This window comes from Pseudomonas sp. YA1 (assembly GCF_058680555.1).
In genome coordinates this window covers 88,666-105,253 of record NZ_JBZWBG010000013.1, presented here as the reverse complement: position 1 = coordinate 105,253, position 16,588 = coordinate 88,666, and the positions used below count along the sequence as shown (strand labels likewise).

General features: G+C 64.2%; 14 protein-coding genes and 1 tRNA gene. 10 read left to right on the top strand and 5 right to left on the bottom strand.

What is annotated here, in order from left to right; genetic code table 11:
• Positions 1 to 99 precede the first annotated feature (99 nt).
• Positions 100 to 999 carry a DMT family transporter gene (locus AC4OR5_RS19445; RefSeq protein WP_019371712.1) on the top strand — a complete coding sequence of 300 codons (900 nt, stop codon included), beginning with the start codon at positions 100 to 102 and terminating at the stop codon, positions 997 to 999.
• 64 nt (positions 1,000 to 1,063) lie between these two features.
• Here AC4OR5_RS19445 and AC4OR5_RS19440 read toward each other — a convergent pair whose 3' ends face one another.
• Complete coding sequence (locus tag AC4OR5_RS19440) at positions 1,064 to 1,666, bottom strand: nitroreductase family protein (RefSeq protein ID WP_003090061.1); 603 nt, start codon at positions 1,664 to 1,666, stop codon at positions 1,064 to 1,066.
• Between the two features lie 346 nt (positions 1,667 to 2,012).
• Here AC4OR5_RS19440 and alkB1 point away from each other — a divergent pair, with 346 nt between their 5' ends.
• Both alkB1 and AC4OR5_RS19430 read left to right on the top strand, forming a co-directional pair.
• On the top strand, positions 2,013 to 3,161 hold the full coding sequence (alkB1, locus tag AC4OR5_RS19435; RefSeq protein WP_003090058.1) for an alkane 1-monooxygenase AlkB1: 1,149 nt from the start codon (positions 2,013 to 2,015) through the stop codon (positions 3,159 to 3,161).
• A gap of 111 nt (positions 3,162 to 3,272) precedes the next feature.
• Complete coding sequence (locus AC4OR5_RS19430) at positions 3,273 to 4,880, top strand: methyl-accepting chemotaxis protein (RefSeq protein WP_058161005.1); 1,608 nt, start codon at positions 3,273 to 3,275, stop codon at positions 4,878 to 4,880.
• A 10-nt stretch (positions 4,881 to 4,890) separates the two neighbouring features.
• On the opposite strand, the gene nosR is transcribed toward AC4OR5_RS19430, so the two are convergent.
• The gene (gene nosR / locus AC4OR5_RS19425; protein ID WP_003090053.1) at positions 4,891 to 6,234 is read right to left on the bottom strand and encodes a response regulator c-di-GMP phosphodiesterase, NosR family; all 1,344 of its coding nucleotides are present in this window, start codon (positions 6,232 to 6,234) and stop codon (positions 4,891 to 4,893) included.
• A 76-nt stretch (positions 6,235 to 6,310) separates the two neighbouring features.
• On the opposite strand from nosR, the gene AC4OR5_RS19420 reads away from it, so the two are divergent.
• From AC4OR5_RS19420 to AC4OR5_RS19400, 5 genes are all read left to right on the top strand, one after another.
• Complete coding sequence (locus tag AC4OR5_RS19420) at positions 6,311 to 7,723, top strand: ATP-binding protein (RefSeq protein ID WP_024008260.1); 1,413 nt, start codon at positions 6,311 to 6,313, stop codon at positions 7,721 to 7,723.
• Positions 7,724 to 7,836: 113 nt separating this feature from the next.
• Positions 7,837 to 7,923: transfer RNA gene (locus AC4OR5_RS19415), tRNA-Leu, on the top strand.
• A 415-nt stretch (positions 7,924 to 8,338) separates the two neighbouring features.
• Complete coding sequence (gene lecA, locus AC4OR5_RS19410; RefSeq protein WP_003102492.1) at positions 8,339 to 8,707, top strand: PA-I galactophilic lectin; 369 nt, start codon at positions 8,339 to 8,341, stop codon at positions 8,705 to 8,707.
• A gap of 272 nt (positions 8,708 to 8,979) precedes the next feature.
• Positions 8,980 to 9,321, top strand: a complete 342-nt coding sequence (locus tag AC4OR5_RS19405) for a hypothetical protein (RefSeq protein ID WP_003120049.1) — start codon at positions 8,980 to 8,982, stop codon at positions 9,319 to 9,321.
• Positions 9,322 to 9,439: 118 nt separating this feature from the next.
• Positions 9,440 to 9,847 carry a hypothetical protein gene (locus AC4OR5_RS19400; protein WP_058160296.1) on the top strand — a complete coding sequence of 136 codons (408 nt, stop codon included), beginning with the start codon at positions 9,440 to 9,442 and terminating at the stop codon, positions 9,845 to 9,847.
• A gap of 58 nt (positions 9,848 to 9,905) precedes the next feature.
• Here the strand turns inward: AC4OR5_RS19400 and AC4OR5_RS19395 are convergent, their stop codons facing one another.
• Complete coding sequence (locus AC4OR5_RS19395) at positions 9,906 to 11,669, bottom strand: cyclic di-GMP phosphodiesterase (RefSeq protein WP_034025959.1); 1,764 nt, start codon at positions 11,667 to 11,669, stop codon at positions 9,906 to 9,908.
• 256 nt (positions 11,670 to 11,925) lie between these two features.
• Between AC4OR5_RS19395 and AC4OR5_RS19390 the strand changes: the two genes are divergently transcribed.
• Positions 11,926 to 12,135 carry a hypothetical protein gene (locus AC4OR5_RS19390; protein ID WP_058151939.1) on the top strand — a complete coding sequence of 70 codons (210 nt, stop codon included), beginning with the start codon at positions 11,926 to 11,928 and terminating at the stop codon, positions 12,133 to 12,135.
• A gap of 163 nt (positions 12,136 to 12,298) precedes the next feature.
• Here AC4OR5_RS19390 and AC4OR5_RS19385 read toward each other — a convergent pair whose 3' ends face one another.
• Complete coding sequence (locus tag AC4OR5_RS19385) at positions 12,299 to 13,786, bottom strand: SulP family inorganic anion transporter (protein ID WP_023106555.1); 1,488 nt, start codon at positions 13,784 to 13,786, stop codon at positions 12,299 to 12,301.
• Between the two features lie 349 nt (positions 13,787 to 14,135).
• Between AC4OR5_RS19385 and AC4OR5_RS19380 the strand changes: the two genes are divergently transcribed.
• Positions 14,136 to 14,630, top strand: a complete 495-nt coding sequence (locus tag AC4OR5_RS19380) for an anti-virulence regulator CigR family protein (RefSeq protein WP_031639814.1) — start codon at positions 14,136 to 14,138, stop codon at positions 14,628 to 14,630.
• Between the two features lie 124 nt (positions 14,631 to 14,754).
• Here AC4OR5_RS19380 and ctpH read toward each other — a convergent pair whose 3' ends face one another.
• The gene (ctpH, locus tag AC4OR5_RS19375; protein ID WP_073665946.1) at positions 14,755 to 16,461 is read right to left on the bottom strand and encodes a methyl-accepting chemotaxis protein CtpH; all 1,707 of its coding nucleotides are present in this window, start codon (positions 16,459 to 16,461) and stop codon (positions 14,755 to 14,757) included.
• Positions 16,462 to 16,588: the final 127 nt, after the last annotated feature.

Here is a 16,588-nt window from a genome sequence, read left to right as displayed (position 1 = left end):
TGATAAAAAAGGTCGTCACGGGTTTTTGCCTGAGTAATGCGATGGAGGGCTGGAAGACGGCTTTGGATAATCATAGGCCTGTCTTGCGGGAGAGCGCTCATGAACGATCCGATCCGTCGCGGTACGCTGGAAATGACTTCGGCCATGCTGATCTGCGGCACCATTGGCTGGCTGGTGCTGCTCTCCGGGCAGCCCGTGCTGGACGTGGTGTTCTGGCGCTGCGTATTCGGTTTCGCCGCCCTGCTGGTCGCCTGTGCCGCGCTGGGCTTCCTGCGCCGCGGCAGCCTGGGGCGCGAGGCGTTCCTGCTGGCGCTCCTCAGCGGGGTGTTCATCGTCGGCAACTGGGTGTTGCTGTTCGCATCCTACTCACGGGCTTCGATCGCCATCGGTACCGCGGTCTACAACGTCCAGCCGTTCATGCTGGTGGGGCTAGGCGCGGCGTTTCTCGGCGAGAAGGTCACGGCGCGCAAGCTGGGCTGGCTGGGGCTTTCGTTCGCCGGCATGCTGGCGATCGTCAGCGCCCACGGCGACAGCGACGCCCCGCGCGGGGACTACCTGTTCGGTATCCTCCTGGCGCTCGCTGCCGCGCTGCTGTATGCCTTTGCCGCGCTGATCGTGAAGCGCCTGCAAGGCACGCCGCCGCATCTTATCGCGTTGATCCAGGTGGGCACCGGCGTGCTGATGCTCGCACCGCTGGCGAACCTTGCCGAACTGCCCCGGGGCGTTGCTCCCTGGGCCAGCCTGGCGACCCTGGGAATCGTCCATACCGGGCTGATGTACGTGCTGCTCTACGGCGCCATTCAGAAATTGCCGACGGCGCTGACCGGTGCGTTGTCCTTCATCTATCCGGTCGCGGCGATCCTGGTGGACTGGCTGGTCTTCGAACATCGCCTGAGCCTGGCGCAGTGGCTTGGCGTGGCCGCCATCCTGCTTGCCGCGGCGGGCATGCAGCAGGGTTGGAGCGTGCGCCTGCCGGGGCCGGCAGTGCGGCGCGGCTGAGGCGGCGGGGAAAAGAAAAAGCCCCGCGACGGGGGCGGGGCTTTTCTACAGCGATCTCGGCCGATCAGTTGCCGAAGACCTTGAAGCGTTCGCTTTCGGCGATGAAGGCTTTCTCGCCCGCCGGGGCGGCGATGGCGCCGAAAGGCATCTGTGCGCGCAGCTTCCAGCTTTCCGGCAGGTTCCAGGTCTTGTGGGTCTGGGCATCTACCAGCGGGTTGTAGTGCTGCAGGCTGGCGCCGACCTTGTGCTCGGCGAGGACGGTCCAGACCGCGAACTGAGCCATGCCGCTGGCCTGCTCCGACCACACCGGGAAGTTATCGGCGTAGAGGGCGAACTGCTCCTGAAGCTGGCGCACTACCGTCTGGTCTTCGAAGAACAGTACGGTGCCGGCACCGGCAGCGAAGGAGTTGAGCTTGGTTTCGGTGGCGGCGAAGGCGTCGGCGGGAACGATCTTCTTCAACTCGTCCTTGGCGATGTTCCAGAACTGCTCGTGCTCGGCGCCGAACAGCACGACCACCCGCGAGGTCTGCGAGTTGAACGCGGAAGGGCTGTGCGAGACGGCCTCCTTGACCAGTTCGACGACTTTCTCCTGGGAGATAGGCAGTTGCTTGTCCAGGGCGTAGATGGTGCGGCGGTTCTTGATGGAGGAGAGGAATGCGTCAGACATCGTGAGGCTCCTTGTTTGGAAGTTGGATTCGATATTAGCGACGGCCTCGATGAGATCAATGGGAAATAACCGGTGATTCCTATCGACTGATGCGATGGATGTCCTGTTTCCCCAGGAAAGCCGGGTATCAGCAGTCCAGCGAGGCCGGCAGCGAGGGATGGCGAGTACGGATGAAATCGGAATATCGAGAAAGTCGATGGGCATAAACCCGCGAGGACCTGACCGTTGATTCAGGTCAAGCAGGGTGGAGGCCAGGGAGGCGGCCAACCTTTAGTGATGGTGACCCGGCGGCCCGGCTCGGTGATGGTTCGATTGTAGGATTGTCGGACAAAAACTGGAGCGCACGATGTTTGAAAATTTCTCTCCCACCACCATGCTGGCCATCAAGAAGTACGCCTATTGGCTCTGGCTGCTGCTGGCGTTGTCCATGCCGTTCAACTACTGGATGGCCCAGGACAGCGCGCATCCGGCCTTCTGGGCATTTTCCCTGGTGATTGCGGTATTCGGCATCGGGCCATTGCTGGACATGCTGTTCGGCCGTGACCCGGCCAACCCAGACGAGGAAACCCAGACGCCGCAGTTGCTCGGCCAGGGCTACTACGTATTGCTGACCCTGGCCACGGTGCCGGTGCTCATCGGCACGCTGGTCTGGGCCGCTGGCGTGTTCGTCGCTTTCCAGGAATGGGGCTGGCTCGGCCGGTTGGGCTGGATCCTCTCGATGGGCACGGTGATGGGAGCGGTGGGGATCGTCGTCGCCCATGAGCTGATCCACAAGGACTCGGCGTTGGAGCAGGCTGCCGGTGGCATCCTGCTGGCCGCCGTGTGCTACGCGGGGTTCAAGGTCGAGCATGTGCGCGGCCACCATGTGCATGTGTCCACCCCGGAGGACGCTTCGTCGGCGCGTTTCGGCCAGTCGGTCTACCAGTTCCTGCCGCATGCCTACAAGTACAACTTCCTTAACGCCTGGCGCCTCGAAGCGGTGCGGCTGCGCAAGAAGGGCCTGCCGGTGTTCGGCTGGCAGAACGAACTGATCTGGTGGTACCTGCTGAGCCTGGCGTTGCTGGTCGGTTTCGGTTGGGCGTTCGGCTGGCTGGGGATGGTTTTCTTCCTTGGCCAGGCGTTCGTCGCGGTGACCCTGCTGGAAATCATCAACTACGTCGAGCACTACGGCCTGCATCGGCGGAAGGGCGAGGACGGGCGCTACGAGCGGACCAACCATACCCACTCCTGGAACAGCAACTTCGTCTTCACCAACCTGGTCCTGTTCCATCTGCAACGGCATTCCGACCATCATGCCTTCGCCAAACGCCCCTACCAGGCCCTCCGCCATTATGACGATAGCCCGCAGATGCCCAGCGGTTACGCCGGGATGGTGGTGCTGGCGCTGATCCCGCCGCTGTGGCGGGCGGTCATGGACCCCAAGGTGCGGGCCTACTATGCGGGCGAAGAGTTCCAGTTGACGGCCGAACAGAGCGAGCGGCCGGCGGCCTCCTGAGCATCGCCGATGCCTCCCGCTCCGTGCCCGGATAGCTCTTCGTTCGGGTAATTCCGCCTTGCCGGGGGTTGGCTATCCTTAGCGATATCTCGCATGGAAAGGAGCCCAGGGATGAACATTCGGCAGAGGATCCTCGCTTCGGGCGCCATCGGCATCGTGGCTGTGGTGCTGCTCGGCGGGGTCGGCTTCTGGGGGCAATTGCGGTTGGGCAAGGCGCTGACGGAGAACGAGCTGAGCGTCAATGCGCTGCGCAACCACATGGAAGGCGACATGATGCACGACGCCTTGCGCGCCGACGTCCTGGCGGCGTTCGTGGTCCAGCCCGGCGACGGCGCGGCGGCCGAGCAGGTCCGCGAGGACCTGCAGGAGCACAGCCAGTGGTTTCGCAAGGTGGTCGAGCAGAACCAGGGGCTGCCTCTCAACGACGCCATCCACCAGGCGCTGGTCGAGTTGCGGCCCGACCTGGAAGCCTACATCGGCGCCGCTGAGAGCATCGTCGGCAAGGCGTTACTCGATCCCGTGGCGGCGCGGGCCGAGCTGCCGCAGTTCGTCCAGGCCTTCAAGGATCTGGAAGGGCGCAACGAAGCGCTCAGCAGCCTGATCGAGAAACACGTCGAGCAGACCAACCGGGCGCGCGAAGACAGCATGCGCTATTCCGCCTGGATGCTCGCGGGCGGCATCCTGGTCGCCTGCCTGGTCCTCGGACAGCTCTGTCGCCAGTTGCTGCGCGCCGTCCTGCAGCCGCTGCGCAAACTGGTCTCATCGGCCCGGGTGATCGCCCAGGGCAACCTGCAGGAGCCGATCGGCGTCGACAGCAATGACGAGGCCGGCCAGTTGCAGCGGGCGTTGGGCGAGATGCAGGAGAACCTGCGGCAGATGATCACCATCATCCGCCAGGAAAGCGAAGAACTCCACGACACCTCCCAATCCATCGGCCAGACCTCGCAGTCGATCGTCCACGGCGCCAGCCAACAGGCCGACAGCGCCACCAGCATGGCTGCGAGCATGGAAGAGATGATCACCAATATCTCGCAGATTTCCGACCACGCCGACAACGCCAGGGTGATCTCGGCCAAGTCCGAGGAGCTGGCCAGCAGTGGCGGGCAGGTGATCCTCAACGTGGTGGAAGGGATGAGCCGCATCGCCGACGTGGTCAACCAGTCCTCCACCAGCATCACCGCTCTCGGTCATTCGTCGGACGAGATCCATTCGATCATCCAGGTGATCAAGGGGATCGCCGAGCAGACCAACCTGCTGGCATTGAACGCCGCCATCGAGGCGGCGCGGGCCGGAGAGGCCGGGCGCGGTTTCGCCGTGGTCGCCGACGAGGTGCGCGGGCTGGCGGCGCGGACCACCCAGTCGACCCAGGAAATCACCGCGATGATCGAGCGCATCCGCGCCAGCACGGGGCAGGCGATCAACAGCATGGAGGCCGGCGTGAGCCGGGTCAACGAGGGGGTGTCGTTCGCTCGTCAGGCTGGGGTATCGATCAACGAGATCCTCGATGGAACCCGTCATGCCGCGTCGGTGGTCGACGAAATTTCCCAGACCATCCGCGAACAGTCGCGCGCCAGCGATGAAATCGCCCAGCGCGTGGAGCTCATCGCCCAGCGTTCGCAGCAGAACACCCAGGCGATGCACGAGATGGCCGCCACCGCCAGGCGCCTGAACGAGGTTGCGGCGACCATGCGCTCGTCGGTGGAGCGCTTCAAGATCTGACGGGGGCCGCCTAGGTCGTCGACTCCGGGAGGCGCACGAACAGCGTGTAGCGTGCGCCTTCGATCGCTTCGAAGGCGATCAGCTTCTCGATCAGCGCCAGGTTCAGGACCTTGCCCGCGTTGAGCAGCAGCATGCCGTTGTTGGCGGTGAGGTTGCGCGCCAGCACCATGCCCGGAACCAGGTCGCGGGTGCCATGGGCACGGACTTGCGGATCGGCCAGGGTGACGTCGGCAAGGGTCGTCGCGCAGACCTGGATGAACGGTTCGATCAGCTCGGGGTCGTACAGCCGGCCGGCGTACTTGCGGATGTAGATCAGCGCTTCGTCGCGATTCATGCGCCGTTCGAGGATCAGCCCACGCTGCAACTCGACGAAATCCACCGCCAGCTTCAAGAGGCGCGAGCCCAGGGGGATGGACTCGCCTTTGAGGTGGTCCGGATAGCCGCTGCCGTCCCAGTGCTCCTGGTGATGGCGAATCAGGCGGGCGGCGTCCTGCATCGGCTCCAGCGACATCAGCAGCGACTCGCTGAGTTCCGGGTAGCCGCGGAAACGATCGCGGTCGTGGTGATAGAGCAGGTCCGAGGGCGAGCGGAGCAGGGTGTCGTTCCAGCTCAGCTTGCCGATGTTGTAGAGCGCCGCGGCCATCGCCAGGTCGCGACCATCCGATTCGTCGACGAGACCGCTGGCACAGCAGGCGCGGACCAGTTCGATGATCTGCTGGTTGGTCTGCTTGTCCTTGGGCAGGCGCTGGTTGACCAGCAGCGAGAAGACCTCGGTGCCGACCACGTAGCTACGCTTTAGCTCCTCATAGGCGAGGTCGAGCATGTCGGCGGTCTGCTGCAGTTCGGCGGTGCGCGCCTGAACGCGCTTTTCCAGCGTGGCGTTGAGTTGCTGGAGGCGGTCGTTCTGCTCCTGGGTAAGTCGCTCCAGGCGCCGCCGCTCGCGCTCGGAATACAGGTATTCGAGCGACTGGCGCAGGGTCAGCAGCAACTCGTCGTCGTTCCACGGCTTGCTCAGGTAATGGTGGATGCGCCCTTCGTTGATGGCCTTGGCGATGGTCGGCAGGTCGGCATGGCCGGTGAGCAGGATGCGAATGGTTTCCGGGAAGCGGCGATGGATTTCCGCGAGCAGGGCGGCACCGTCCATGTTCGGCATGCGGGCGTCGGACACCACCAGGTCCACGGGCCGGCTTTCCAGCAGTTGCAGGGCCTGTTCGCCGCTTTCCGCCAGCAACAGGTCGTAGGGCTGGTTGCGTAGCAGCCGGCGCAGGCTGCTGAGGATCAGCGGCTCGTCGTCGACCAGCAGTACGCTGAAGCGGATCTCCGTCTCGTTGGAAGGAGGTGCGCTATCGTTCATGAGTGTCTGTCCACCGGGTGAGTTTTGCCTGAGTGCTTCAGGCAAGCATAGTCCGAGTCTGGCCTGGACGAGGGGCATGCACGCGGCGACAGGGCGAGCGGAGGTGCGGATCATGGAGGCGTTACCCATCAGGAACCGGCGCTTGCTGGTGATCGATGAGCGGCAGGCGGATCGAGACCGTGTATGCGGGTTGTTGCAGGGAACCCGAGAGGCCGAATCGCCTCCCGTGGCGCCTGAGCGGGGCTACCAGGTGGATACGGCGGGAAGCGCCGAGGAGGCCTTGGGGCGGATACGCTCGGCCCTCCAGGCCGATGCGCCGTATGCCGTGGTGTTTCTCGGGATGTCGTCGGTAGGCGCGGATATTCCCGTTCTCGAGCGGTTCTGGCGTCTCGACTCCCGCTTGCAGGTCGTGGTGCATGCGCCTCCCGCCGATTTTCCGCTATTGGCGCCATGGGCCGCGGAAGAGCGCCTGCTGCTTCTCGGCCTGCCTTTGCAGGGACAGGAGGTCCGCCAGATGGCCGGCAATCTCAGCGCCAAGTGGAACGTGACGGCTCACCTGCAATTGCAGATGAGCCGGATGGAGGCTGCCATCCAGGAGATCACCCAGGAAGTCGGCCAGGCCAAGGAGGCGCTGGAGAAAGAGATCGGCGAGCGCAAGGAGCTGGAAAGCCAACTGGTGCAGACGGAGAAGCTTGCCTCGATCGGCCACCTGGCCGCCGGCGTCGCCCATGAGATCAATAACCCCATCAGCTACGTTTCCTCCAACTACACCACCCTGGAGGAGCACGTCAGGCGTTTGCTGGAGGTACTTGAAGCCTATGAAGAGGCTCGCCCCGCGATCCGCGACGAGGCGCTGGCAAGACGCCTGGAGCAGCTCGGCGAGCGGGTCGAACTGGCCTTCGTCAAGGAGGATGTCGCTGTGTTGCTGCGCGAATCCAGGGAGGGAATAGGGCGGGTGCGCAAGATCGTCCAGGACCTGAAGAACTTCTCCCGCGTCGACGCCGAGGACGACTGGCAGTGGACCGATCTGCACCAGGGGATCGAGTCGACCCTCAATATCGTCGCCAGCGAACTGAAGTACCGGGCCGACGTGGTCCGCGAATACGGCGATCTGCCCGAGGTGAAGTGCCTGCCGTCGCAGATCAACCAGGTGGTGATGAACCTGGTGATGAACGCGGCCCAGGCGATGGGGCCGGAGCGGGGTCGCATCGTGATTCGCACGGGGCATACCCTGGAGCATGCCTGGATCGAAGTGGAAGACTCGGGGCAGGGTATCTCCCCCGAGATCCTGCCGCGCATCTTCGATCCGTTCTTCACCACCAAGCCGGTAGGCAAGGGGACCGGCCTGGGGTTGTCACTCTCCTACGGCATCGTCCAGAAACACGGCGGCACCATCGAGGTACGCAGCCAGCCGGGAGTCGGCAGCGCTTTCCGGATCGTGCTTCCCCTGGAATCGCCTGGCAACCTGGGCGGAGCCCACGGAAATTAACTGTTGCGCCGCTTAAGGTAACGTAAGACAATGATTTATCTACCGTTTGGGGTGGGTCTCGGGTTGGGATGCCGGTTTGGTTCCCATTGCCGGCTCACTTGAAGCGAGATCCTGCCCGGATGGCGAAATCGGTAGACGCAAGGGACTTAAAATCCCTCGGGGGTAACCCCGTGCCGGTTCGACCCCGGCTCCGGGCACCATCGTGTTTCCTGGCGTTCAGCCGACTTCTGCGCTCCTTCCCCGATTTTCTTCTGGCCCGCAATCGCGCGGCAGTCAACGAGTCGACGTTGCCTTCTTTCCCTCCTCGGCCTTGGAGGCGTTTCATTCTAGTACGGCTCCGTATAGGGTTCGCCCTGGCTGGCGAGCGGGAGTGTTTGTTCAGTTTGAAGTAGTTGTCTTTGGAAGTTTGTTTTTTTGTCGTTATCTTCTGCTCCTGCTTTTTAATTTCCTTTCCGAATATATTCAATTCACTGGCGGAATTATTGTGTTTTCTCCTGCATGAATTGATAGGCGGTACTTTCTCGCTGCTGTGCTTTGCTGACAGGGAAGGATCGCGAATCAGGGTTTTTCGCCTCTTTCGTTTATGAACAGGAATTCATATATCGGAGATCAATCATGGCTTGGAAAGGTGAGGTTCTGGCTAATAACGAAGCAGGGCAGGTAACGTCGATTATCTACAATCCGGGCGATGTCATTACCATCGTCGCCGCCGGTTGGGCCAGTTACGGACCTACCCAGAAATGGGGGCCGCAGGGCGATCGGGAGCATCCGGACCAAGGGCTGATCTGCCACGATGCGTTTTGTGGCGCGCTGGTCATGAAGATTGGCAACAGCGGAACCATTCCGGTCAATACCGGGTTGTTCCGTTGGGTTGCACCCAATAATGTCCAGGGCGCCATCACTCTTATCTACAACGACGTGCCCGGAACCTATGGCAATAACTCCGGCTCGTTCAGCGTCAATATTGGAAAGGATCAGTCCTGATAACTTGTCTCTGAAAAAAAGGGCCCGAATGGGCTCTTTTTTTAAATACAAATAAAGTGAAGTTGCCCGTGTGGCCGTTATGAACGGACAGGCAGCGCTTCGCAGTTGCGACTACCAATGACAAGGGTATCGAACTCCTGGGGCTGCCGCGGTCGTGGGAAACCGAGCGAGTGGGGGCGGGGAACTGCTTCAACACGCTTCGGTCTGAACGGGAATATCGATTCCTGACCCGATTCAGAATTCCGTCCACATAGTAGACAGTACCGAAGCCGATGCCCTGCCGACTTTCCCTGGTTGTATTTCCCGCTCTCTTCTCCATTGCCGCTGGCGCCGCGGAGGAACTCAAGGACATGGCAGGTTCGACCATCGTCGTTGCCGGAAGACTCGAGGCCGTCGAATGCCCTGGCGCAGGCCTGTACGATTGCACGGGGTGGCCTGCCAACCTGTACCGTTTCGAGGGACAGGACGTATGCCTCAGCATCGAGGCTGGCTGCGATTACAGTTGCGATGGCATTCTCAGCGAGAAGGGCGGCACGCAATCGATCCTGGTTTCCGGCTCCTATCGCGATCACATCCGCAAGGTGGAAGGCACGCAGGTCTCCTGCCCGCGCTAGAGACGCTCGGCCGAGCGCTGGAAACATCGCGAGGCGCAACGGACGGTCTGCCGCCCGCTGAAGAAGGCGAGCGGATCGGGATGTGCTAGGGTGCCCGTTTGCAGGGAGGACCCAGGGCATGGAGCACCCATACAAGAGCCCAGAGGCCGACCTGGCCGACGAGAAGCTGACTGCGAGAGGTTTCCTTTCCGGTGGGCAGCCGCTGTGGAAGGCATTCTGGCTGTTCTTCGCTGCGGGTTTCTTATTGCTCAGTGTCGCCGCCAGGCAGGCGATGGTGGCCATTGTCGATCCGCTGATGCAGGAAGCTCCCGGCGAACATGCGGTGGCCCTGACCTTGTGGGGAATGATCGGTGTCGAGCTGGTGAGGCTGGCCTACCTGTGCCTCAGCCTCGTCGTGGTCTGGCGCTGCGGGCGCAACTCCCGCTGGGTGGCTGCGCGCCATGCCAGCAGGGCGGTGCTGTCGGCACTGATACTCCTGACCCTTTACTCGATCTATCTGGTCTGGGCCTTGCTCGCCAGTCCCTGATCGACGCGCTGAGGCTGGCGAGCATGCTGGTACGGCCCATTCCACGTGCCTGCGTCGGCTAGCGCCGCAGCCAGTCCTCCAGTTGCTCCGGCAGCATCGGCTGGGCGATCAGATAGCCCTGGCCCTCGTGGCAGCCCCAGGCCTGCAGCAGGTGGAAGGTGTCGTGGGTCTCGATGCCTTCCGCGACCACCCGATAACCCAACTGGCTGGCCAGGCCGATCACCGCCTGGGTGACGCTCTGCGCCTTCGGCGAGCCGGCGAGGTCGCGGGTGAACGACTGGTCGAGCTTGATGGCGGTGACCGGCAGGTCGCGCAGGTAGGTCCAGTTGCTGTAGCCGGTGCCGAAGTCGTCCACCGCGATGCCCATGCCAAGCTCCCGGGCACGCAGCAGCACCGAGCCGACCGCCGAGGCGTCGCGGATGAGTACGCTTTCGGTGAATTCCAACTCGAGGGCGGAAAGGTCGATGTCGTAGGTTTTGGCGAGTCTGACGGCCTCTTCCAGGAAGCTGCTGTCTTCCATGTCCGATGCCGATACGTTGATCGCCAGCCTGAGCGGGATGTTCCGTGCGTTCCATTGCGCCAGTTGGGCCATGGCATGGCGCAGCACCCAGTCGCTGAGGGGGCGCATCAGTGCGGTTTTCTCCGCCAGGGGCACGAATTCGGCGGGGCTGACGAAGCCGAGTTGCGGGTGCCGCCAGCGCAGCAGCGCTTCCACGCCCGTGCACCTGCCTGTCGGCAGGTCGATTTTCGGTTGATACACCAGATGGAAGCCTTCTTCGGTTCCGATCGCCTGGGACAGCGAGGTCAGCAATGTGAAGGCTCGCTGCTGGGCCTGGTCCAGCGGCGGGTTGTAGCGGGCCCAGCCGACACCGCGGTCGCGGGCGTCGTCGGCCGCGCTGACCACCAGGCGCAGCCAGTCCTGGTCGCCGTCGAGGGGATCGTCGGCAAGCGATAGTACGCCGAGTCCCACGTTGGCCTTGATCGGGATCCCGCGACATACGACGGGGCTTTCGAAGGCCCGCAGCAAGCGGAGGCAGACCGACTCGGTTTCTTCCTGTTGCTGCCGTGGCAGGAGCAGTCCGAAGCGCGTCGGGCTGATCTTGTAGAGGGTGAAATCCGGCAGTTCCGCACGGATGCGGTCGCGCGCCTCGAGCATGAGGTCGTTGGAAAAGGGATAGCCCAGCGTACGGATGATGGTATTCAGCAGGGCGAGGGGCAGGAGGTCGGCGGCGATCACGGTGAGGGCGCCGTCGCGCTGCAGGCGCAGGGAAACGTCCTCCTGCAGGCGGAGACGGTTGTACAGACCGGTTGGCTCGTCGATGTAGTTGGTCGAGCGCAGCGTATGGATACGGGCCATCACCAGCCGGGCGAAATGCTCGAGCATGGCGATGTCCTGCTCGGTCAGTGGCCCGCGTGGTTCCCGGTCGATGACGCAGAGGCTGCCGAGGTTGAGACCCTCCGCGGTGGCCAGCGGAGCCCCGGCGTAGAAGCGGATGCGCGGTTCGCCTTGCACATAGGGATTGTCCCGGAAGCGCGGGTCGAGGGTGGCGTCGGCCACCTCGAAGACTCCCTTGCCCAGGATCGCATAGGCGCAGAACGAATCCCGTCGCGGCGTCTGCCGGATATCGAGGCCGATGCTCGCGCGAAACCACTGGCGCTGGTGGTCGAGGATGGAAATGAGCGCGATGGGCGTCTGGAAGTAAGACGTAGCGGCGGCGAGGATTTCCTCGAATACCTCGTCCGCGCCTTCTTCCAGCAGACCGAGTTGGTCGACGTAGGCTTGTCTCGAGTGCTCGTCCTCGGGATAGGGTGGGGTTGCCATGCTGGACTCCTGGGCTACTGCGATGTCGGGCATCGGCAAGCAATGATGTCATTGTGCCTTTATTTCATGGAGCGCGGGCTCTTTTCCCAGATTGCAGCGCTGAAAGGGTATGGGGGTTGATCGCGGTCATGCCGGTAGGGCCTTCGACGCCGACGCCAGCTCTGCGAAACCGATTACCTGCCAATCAGACGCTTCCTATATCGACCGGCACCACCGCTCGCTAAAACGGTCGCACATGCTTCCACCGAGAAAAGACATGTCCGACACGCTCTCCTTTGCCTCGCGCCTCTGCAAGTTCGTCATCCTTCTGGTCGTCCTGCTGATCGGCGGCACCAGCCTCTACCTGCGGTGGCTGGGGCGGCCTTACCAGGACGCCATGTCCGCATTCGTTCCGTTGCTCATGCCGATGCTGTTCCTGGTGCTGGCGTTCGACACCTTTCGCGCCTTCTCCCGCTCCGGGCGCTAGGCCTCCGGGCGCGCAGGCACCGATGCAGCGCTGTATCCCCGTGCTGCCCCCTGTCGGCACTGATACGTTGAGAGTCTTCGCAGGCCAGCCACTGACCCGGAGGAAGCTTCCGAATCGCCGGATCGCTACAACGCGCCAGCCTGCTTGCTGAGCGGCGCTTCGCTCAGTGACCGGGGAGAATGTCCACGGCGCCGGGCTTGTCGTAGGCGCCGAAGCGATCGACCAGGGTCGCGCTGGCGGCGTTCAGGCCCAGCACGTCGACCTGCGCGCCGCGCTGGCGAAAGCCCAGGACCACCTTGTCCAGTGCCGCGACGGCGGTGACGTCCCACAGGTGGGCGTGGCGCAGGTCGATGAGCACATGCTCCAGCGTCTCTTTCAGGTCGAAGGCGGCGATGAACCTGCCGGACGACGCGAAGAACACCTGCCCGCTCACCTGGTAGTGGCGGCGGGTGCCGTCGGCGGAGTGTTCGCTGTCGATATCGAGGTAGTGCCCGATCTTGTTGGCGAAGAACAGCGAGGCCAGGAGAACGCCGGCGACCACGCCGAAGGCCAGGTTGTGGGTGGCGAGGACCACGCCGACCGTCACCAGCATGACCAGGTTGGTCGATAGCGGGTAGCGCTTCAGGTTGCGGATCGACTCCCAGCGGAAGGTGCCGATGGACACCATGATCATCACCGCCACCAGGGCCGCCATGGGAATCCGCCCGACCCAGTCGCTGAGGAACACCACCATCAGCAGCAGCGCGACGCCGGCGACCAGGGTCGAGAGCCGGCTGCGCCCGCCGGATTTAACATTGATCACCGACTGGCCGATCATCGCGCAGCCAGCCATGCCGCCGAGCAGGCCGGTGGCGATGTTCGCCAGCCCCTGGCCCTTGCATTCGCGGTTCTTGTCGCTGCCGGTGTCGGTCATCTCGTCGACGATGGTGGCGGTCATCAGCGACTCCAGAAGGCCGACCACCGCCAGGGCGGCGGAGTAGGGCAGGACGATCAGCAGGGTGTCGAGGTTCAGCGGCACGTCCGGCCAGAGGAACAGCGGCAGGCTGTCGGGCAACTGTCCCATGTCGCCGACGGTGCGGATGTCCAGGCCCAGGTAGATGGATATGCCGGTGAGGACCAGGATGCATACCAGCGGAGAGGGCAGCAGCCGGCCGATCCGTGGCAGGTGCGGGAAGCCGTAGACGATCGCCAGGCCCGCAGCGGTCATCGCGTAGACCGGCCAGCCGACATCGGTGAGTTCGGGTAGCTGGGCCATGAAGATGAGGATCGCCAGGGCATTGACGAAACCGGTCACCACCGAGCGCGAGACGAAGCGCATCAGCGAGCCCAGGCGCAGGTAGCCGGCGAGTATCTGCAGCACGCCGCAGAGCAGGGTCGCCGCCAGCAGGTATTGCAGGCCGTGGTCCTTCACCAGGTTGACCATCAGCAGCGCCATGGCGCCGGTAGCGGCGGAGATCATTCCCGGACGGCCGCCGGCGAAGGCGATCACCACCGCCATGCTGAAGGAGGCGTACAGGCCGATCTTCGGGTCGACCCCGGCGATGATGGAGAAGGCGATGGCCTCGGGGATCAGCGCCAGGGCGACGACCAGGCCGGCGAGCAGGTCGCCGCGAATATTGGAGAACCAGTTCTGTTTCAGCGTCTGTAGCATCGGGATACCCAGGGACGAGGCGCGGCCCGGGCCGTCGGTCGACGGTGCGGGCCGTGGGATGGCATTGAAAAAACAAGGGATGACGACAGGCGTTCAGGCGAACGAACGCTGGCCGCGGTCGCTCGGACCGTTGCCGGAAGGGGCAGGCATGGCTATGGCGGAGTGGGCAGCCAGGTCATCGGGGAGTGCGGGTGGTCGCTTGCAGGGAGCGGCAGCATAGCCGATTCGATAGGCCCGACCAAGCTCTACTCCGGACATTCCCTGGGGGCGCAATCGGTGGCGCTGAATCAAACAGGCGAAACGGTTCTAAGCTATCGAGGGATCGTCCTTGCATGGAGAGAACATCATCATGTTCAACACTCGTTCTGTGCTGGCGCTGGTCATGAGCCTGTCTCTGCTCGGCGGTACGCCTGCCGTCCTGGCCGACCCGGGCAATGGCAAGGGCAATCCGCATGGCAACCAGGTGGACGGCGGAAAGGCTGACAAGGGCAACAAAGGCAACCAGGGCGGCCCCGGCAACAAGGGCGGCGGCGCCGGCCAGAAGGGCAACGGCGGCGGCAACCGGGACTCGGGGCCGCGCATCGACGTCGGCGGGGTACGGGTGATCCTCGGCGACAACCGCGGCTACTGGAACCCGGGGCCGGCCCTGCCGCCCGGCATCCAGAAGAACCTGGCACGCGGCAAGCCGCTGCCGCCCGGCATCGCCAGGAAACTCGACGGCCGCCTGCTCGGCCGGCTGCCGCACTACGACGGCTACGAGTGGATGCAGGCCGGCACCGACCTGCTGCTGGTGGCGGTGGCGACCGGGCTGATCTACGAAGTGCTGGACAACGCTCTCGACTGAGCGGGCCTTGGCTGTGCAGGGCGGGTAGCGCCATAGGCGCTATCCGCCGGGCCCCGTTGGAGTGGCGGATAACCGCGTTGCGCTTGTCCGCCCTACCTCGTGGAAGTCCTTTTCTTACCCCAGGTCAGGCCCGCAGGCGTTGCAGGGCATCGCCCAGTTGCGCGGAGAGGCTGTGGAGATCACGGCTGGCGGCTTCGGTCTGCTCCACCTGTTCCTGGTTGCTGGAGGCGATCGAGGCGATTTCCGTGAGGTTGCGGGAAATGTCCTCGGCCACGGCGGTCTGCTCCTCGGCGGCGGTAGCGATCTGGCGGTTCATGTCGCGGATCGCCTCCACCGAGGCGGTGATCTGGCGCAGCATGGCGCCGGCGTTGGCAACCTGCTCGGCGCCGGCCTCGCTGCGCGACTGCCCGCTTTCGATGGCGCGCGCGGCATTCACCGCGCCGTTCTGCACGGTATCGATGATCTGGTGGATCTCGGCGATGGACTCGGCGGTGCGCTGCGCCAGGGTGCGGACCTCGTCGGCGACCACCGCGAAGCCACGGCCGGCATCGCCGGCGCGGGCGGCTTCGATGGCCGCGTTGAGGGCGAGCAGGTTGGTCTGCTCGGCGATGCCGCGGATCACATCGAGGACCTTGCCGATCCTGCCGCTATCGCTTTCCAATTGGCGGATGACCTCCACCGTATGGTCGATCTCCTTGCGCATCTCGCCGATGCTGCGAATCGTTTCTTCCATCACGTCTTCGCCGCGCTGGGCGGAATCGTCCGCCTCGTCGGCGGCCTTGGCCGCGTCGCCGGCGTAGCGCGCCACTTCCTGGGCGGTGGCGGACATTTCCTGCATCGCCGTGGCGACCTGGTCGGTGCGGCTGAACTGCTCGCGGGTACCGGCCGCCATCAGGCTGGCGATCGCGTTCAGCGAGCCGCTGGCGCTGTCCAGGTCGCGGGTACTGCGCCGCAGCCGCTCGAAGATGTCCACCAGGAAGTCGCGCAGCGTGTTGGCGGCCAGGGCCAGCTTGCCGAGTTCGTCCTTGCGCCGGATCTCGATGCGCTCGCCGAAGTCGCCATGGCTGAGCTGGGCGATGTGCTCGATCAGGCGTTGCACCGGACGGACCAGGTTGCGATTGACCAGCCACAGGCTGAGCAGGGCGACGGCCAGGCTGGCGCCGATCAGCACCAGGCTGCCGAGCAGCATGGTGCGCCGGGCCTCCGCGCTGATGGCGGCGGAACGGAGATCACTGGCCTGGTGCAGTTCGTCACGCAAGGCCTGCATCTGCGCGGTGGTGGCGCGGTCGATGCCGGTCACCGCCTGGTCGCCGGCGATGGGGTCGGCGCCCGCCTCGAGGAACCGTTGCCTGCCTTGTCGGTAAGCCGTACCGAGTCGCCGGTGCTCTTCGCGCAGACGCTCGACACGATCCTTCAACTCGCCTTCGGCCACGCTGCCCAGGCGCCCGAGGATGTCCTGCACCGCTCGTTCCTGGGCTTCGAACTGGCTCCAGTATTTCGTCTGGGCCTCTGCCTGGCGTCCGCGCAGCAGGACGTTCTTCCATTCCTGGACCTGGCCGCGGAATTGCAGGTTGGCCTCGTCGATCAGTTGCGCCGCCCGCACGGGGCCGCCGAGCAACTCGCGGTAGGCGCGTACGTCGCCGGTCAGCGAGCCGAAGCAGGCCAGGGCTATGAGTAGCAGCGCCGCCAGGCTGCCGCCGAGCAGGACAAGGATTTGCGCACGTAGGGATTGTTGCAGCATGGAACGCCTCGATGGATTGCCAGGTTGGACCGGCACGCAGGCTGCGACGAGGCAGCCGAGGACGTCCCTGTGGCCCGGCGAGGCGGGCATGGCGCGTGTTCCGGCTCGCAGAGTATCGACAGCGGATCTGACAACTTGAGGACGACGCAGGGGCCGGGCCAGAGCCGACGAAGGGAAATAGCTGGCATGGATGTTCTGCGGGGCTTCGGTTAATCTC

Bases quoted from the DNA above. Each gene is read 5' to 3' on its own strand.
- AC4OR5_RS19445 (WP_019371712.1), top strand. From the start codon at position 100: ATGAACGATCCGATCCGTCGCGGTACGCTGGAAATGACTTCGGCCATG.
- AC4OR5_RS19440 (WP_003090061.1), bottom strand. From the start codon at position 1,666: ATGTCTGACGCATTCCTCTCCTCCATCAAGAACCGCCGCACCATCTAC.
- alkB1 (WP_003090058.1), top strand. From the start codon at position 2,013: ATGTTTGAAAATTTCTCTCCCACCACCATGCTGGCCATCAAGAAGTAC.
- AC4OR5_RS19430 (WP_058161005.1), top strand. From the start codon at position 3,273: ATGAACATTCGGCAGAGGATCCTCGCTTCGGGCGCCATCGGCATCGTG.
- nosR (WP_003090053.1), bottom strand. From the start codon at position 6,234: ATGAACGATAGCGCACCTCCTTCCAACGAGACGGAGATCCGCTTCAGC.
- AC4OR5_RS19420 (WP_024008260.1), top strand. From the start codon at position 6,311: ATGCACGCGGCGACAGGGCGAGCGGAGGTGCGGATCATGGAGGCGTTA.
- lecA (WP_003102492.1), top strand. From the start codon at position 8,339: ATGGCTTGGAAAGGTGAGGTTCTGGCTAATAACGAAGCAGGGCAGGTA.
- AC4OR5_RS19405 (WP_003120049.1), top strand. From the start codon at position 8,980: ATGCCCTGCCGACTTTCCCTGGTTGTATTTCCCGCTCTCTTCTCCATT.
- AC4OR5_RS19400 (WP_058160296.1), top strand. From the start codon at position 9,440: ATGGAGCACCCATACAAGAGCCCAGAGGCCGACCTGGCCGACGAGAAG.
- AC4OR5_RS19395 (WP_034025959.1), bottom strand. From the start codon at position 11,669: ATGGCAACCCCACCCTATCCCGAGGACGAGCACTCGAGACAAGCCTAC.
- AC4OR5_RS19390 (WP_058151939.1), top strand. From the start codon at position 11,926: ATGTCCGACACGCTCTCCTTTGCCTCGCGCCTCTGCAAGTTCGTCATC.
- AC4OR5_RS19385 (WP_023106555.1), bottom strand. From the start codon at position 13,786: ATGCTACAGACGCTGAAACAGAACTGGTTCTCCAATATTCGCGGCGAC.
- AC4OR5_RS19380 (WP_031639814.1), top strand. From the start codon at position 14,136: ATGTTCAACACTCGTTCTGTGCTGGCGCTGGTCATGAGCCTGTCTCTG.
- ctpH (WP_073665946.1), bottom strand. From the start codon at position 16,461: ATGCCCGCCTCGCCGGGCCACAGGGACGTCCTCGGCTGCCTCGTCGCA.